The following is a 3,541-nucleotide window of genomic DNA, read 5'->3' as shown; positions in this document are numbered from 1 at the left end:
GGATTCGAACCCGTGTTACCGCCGTGAAAGGGCGGTGTCTTAACCGCTTGACCAACGGGCCTTTAAAACGTTATATGGCGGAGAGCAAGGGATTCGAACCCTTGAGACAGCGGTAGCCGCCTACACGATTTCCAATCGTGCTCCTTCGACCTCTCGGACAGCTCTCCATGGCTCCACAGGTAGGACTCGAACCTACGACCGATCGGTTAACAGCCGATAGCTCTACCACTGAGCTACTGTGGAAAATCAGCCTAGCGACGTCCTACTCTCACAGGGGGAGACCCCCAACTACCATCGGCGCTGAAGAGCTTAACTTCCGTGTTCGGCATGGGAACGGGTGTGACCTCTTCGCTATCATCACTAGACATTTTGTTCTCTTTGCGACAAGTAATATTATATCATATGTACAAGAGATATCAATAAGGAATTTATATTTTTTCATTCCTTCAAAACTGGATAAGACACAAACAAACTCCGCAACATCGAGTAATCACCATTGAATCCAGTTTCGGCTCCTAGCTTTTCGGTCGTTTCACCTTGCCTGCTGTGACAAAGAGCGTCACTTCAGTCAAGCTTCCAACGCCTCTCAAAGCTGAACAGTCGCCTTCACCTTTTCATATAGGTTAAGTCCTCGATCGATTAGTATTCGTCAGCTGCACATGTCGCCATGCTTCCACCTCGAACCTATCTACCTGATCATCTTTCAGGGATCTTACCACTTGCGTGTGGGAAATCTCATCTTGAGGGGGGCTTCATGCTTAGATGCTTTCAGCACTTATCCCGTCCGCACATAGCTACCCAGCGATGCCAATGGCTTGACAACTGGTACACCAGCGGTGCGTCCATCCCGGTCCTCTCGTACTAAGGACAGCTCCTCTCAAATTTCCTGCGCCCACGACGGATAGGGACCGAACTGTCTCACGACGTTCTGAACCCAGCTCGCGTACCGCTTTAATGGGCGAACAGCCCAACCCTTGGGACCGACTACAGCCCCAGGATGCGATGAGCCGACATCGAGGTGCCAAACCTCCCCGTCGATGTGGACTCTTGGGGGAGATAAGCCTGTTATCCCCGGGGTAGCTTTTATCCGTTGAGCGATGGCCCTTCCATGCGGAACCACCGGATCACTAAGCCCGTCTTTCGACCCTGCTCGACTTGTAGGTCTCGCAGTCAAGCTCCCTTATGCCTTTACACTCTTCGAATGATTTCCAACCATTCTGAGGGAACCTTTGGGCGCCTCCGTTACTCTTTAGGAGGCGACCGCCCCAGTCAAACTGCCCGCCTGACACTGTCTCCCACCCGGATCACGGGTGAGGGTTAGAAGTTCAACACAGCCAGGGTAGTATCCCACCAATGCCTCCACCGAAGCTGGCGCTCCGGTTTCAAAGGCTCCTACCTATCCTGTACAAGCTGTGCCAAAATTCAATATCAGGCTACAGTAAAGCTCCACGGGGTCTTTCCGTCCTGTCGCGGGTAACCTGCATCTTCACAGGTACTATAATTTCACCGAGTCTCTCGTTGAGACAGTGCCCAGATCGTTACACCTTTCGTGCGGGTCGGAACTTACCCGACAAGGAATTTCGCTACCTTAGGACCGTTATAGTTACGGCCGCCGTTTACTGGGGCTTCAATTCGTACCTTCGCTTGCGCTAAGCACTCCTCTTAACCTTCCAGCACCGGGCAGGTGTCAGCCCCTATACTTCACCTTACGGTTTCGCAGAGACCTGTGTTTTTGCTAAACAGTCGCCTGGGCCTATTCACTGCGGCTCTCTCGGGCTTGCACCCTACCAGAGCACCCCTTCTCCCGAAGTTACGGGGTCATTTTGCCGAGTTCCTTAACGAGAGTTCACTCGCTCACCTTAGGATTCTCTCCTCGCCTACCTGTGTCGGTTTGCGGTACGGGCACCTTACATCTCGCTAGAGGCTTTTCTTGGCAGTGTGGAATCAAAGACTTCGGTACTAAAGTTCCCTCGTCATCACAGCTCCGCTTACACGGAAACGGGATTTGCCTCGTTTCCTGCCTAACTGCTTAAACGCACATATCCAACAGTGCGCTCTCCTATCCTCCTGCGTCCCCCCATCACTCAAATGATGCGTTGGTGGTACAGGAATATCAACCTGTTGTCCATCGCCTACGCCTATCGGCCTCGGCTTAGGTCCCGACTAACCCTGAGCGGACGAGCCTTCCTCAGGAAACCTTGGGCATTCGGTGGAAGAGATTCTCACTCTTCTTTCGCTACTCATACCGGCATTCTCACTTCTAAGTGCTCCACCAGTCCTTCCGGTCTGACTTCACAGCGCTTAGAACGCTCTCCTACCACGACATCTCAGAAGAGATGTCATCCACAGCTTCGGTGAATCGTTTAGCCCCGGTACATTTTCGGCGCAGGGTCACTCGACCAGTGAGCTATTACGCACTCTTTAAATGGTGGCTGCTTCTAAGCCAACATCCTGGTTGTCTAAGCAACCCCACATCCTTTTCCACTTAACGATTACTTGGGGACCTTAGCTGGTGGTCTGGGCTGTTTCCCTTTCGACTACGGATCTTATCACTCGCAGTCTGACTCCCATGGATAAGTCTTTGGCATTCGGAGTTTGTCTGAATTCGGTAACCCGTTGGGGGCCCCTAGTCCAAACAGTGCTCTACCTCCAAGACTCTTACTACATGAGGCTAGCCCTAAAGCTATTTCGGAGAGAACCAGCTATCTCCAGGTTCGATTGGAATTTCTCCGCTACCCACACCTCATCCCCGCACTTTTCAACGTGCGTGGGTTCGGGCCTCCAGTGAGTGTTACCTCACCTTCACCCTGGACATGGGTAGATCACCTGGTTTCGGGTCTACAACCTGATACTCATTCGCCCTATTCAGACTCGCTTTCGCTGCGGCTCCGCCTTATCAGCTTAACCTTGCATCAAATCGTAACTCGCCGGTTCATTCTACAAAAGGCACGCCATCACCCGTAAATGGGCTCTGACTACTTGTAGGCACACGGTTTCAGGATCTATTTCACTCCCCTTCCGGGGTGCTTTTCACCTTTCCCTCACGGTACTGGTTCACTATCGGTCACTAGGGAGTATTTAGCCTTGGGAGATGGTCCTCCCGGATTCCGACGGAATTTCACGTGTTCCGCCGTACTCAGGATCCACTCTGGAGGGACATAGCTTTCGACTACAGGATTGTTACCTTCTCTGATGGGCCTTTCCAGACCGCTTCGTCTAACTACGTCCTTTGTAACTCCGTATAGAGTGTCCTACAACCCCAAGAGGCAAGCCTCTTGGTTTGGGCTGATCCCGTTTCGCTCGCCGCTACTCAGGGAATCGCATTTGCTTTCTCTTCCTCCAGGTACTTAGATGTTTCAGTTCCCTGGGTCTGCCTTCAACCGCTTATGTATTCAGCGGAAGATCATATCCCATTACGGATACGGGGTTCCCCCATTCGGAAATCTTCGGATCACAGCTTACTTACAGCTCCCCGAAGCATATCGGTGTTAGTACCGTCCTTCATCGGCTCCTAGTGCCAAGGCATCCACCGTGCGCCCTT

Annotated in this window: 2 tRNA genes and 2 rRNA genes; all 4 read right to left on the bottom strand. The window is 52.2% G+C overall.

The features are described from left to right. Nucleotides 1–75 precede the first annotated feature (75 nt). Nucleotides 76–167 (bottom strand) — tRNA-Ser (locus C4B60_RS21215). 1 nt (nucleotide 168) lies between these two features. Next, nucleotides 169–243, bottom strand: a tRNA-Asn gene (locus C4B60_RS21210). A gap of 6 nt (nucleotides 244–249) precedes the next feature. After that, nucleotides 250–365: ribosomal RNA gene (gene rrf, locus C4B60_RS21205) — 5S ribosomal RNA — on the bottom strand. Between the two features lie 254 nt (nucleotides 366–619). Next, nucleotides 620–3,541, bottom strand: a 23S ribosomal RNA gene (locus C4B60_RS21200); the annotation flags it as partial.

The sequence above is a fragment of the Jeotgalibacillus proteolyticus genome, assembly GCF_002926065.1.
GTDB classification, from domain to species: domain Bacteria; phylum Bacillota; class Bacilli; order Bacillales; family Jeotgalibacillaceae; genus Jeotgalibacillus; species Jeotgalibacillus proteolyticus.
This window is presented reverse-complemented; position numbering and strand designations above follow the sequence as displayed.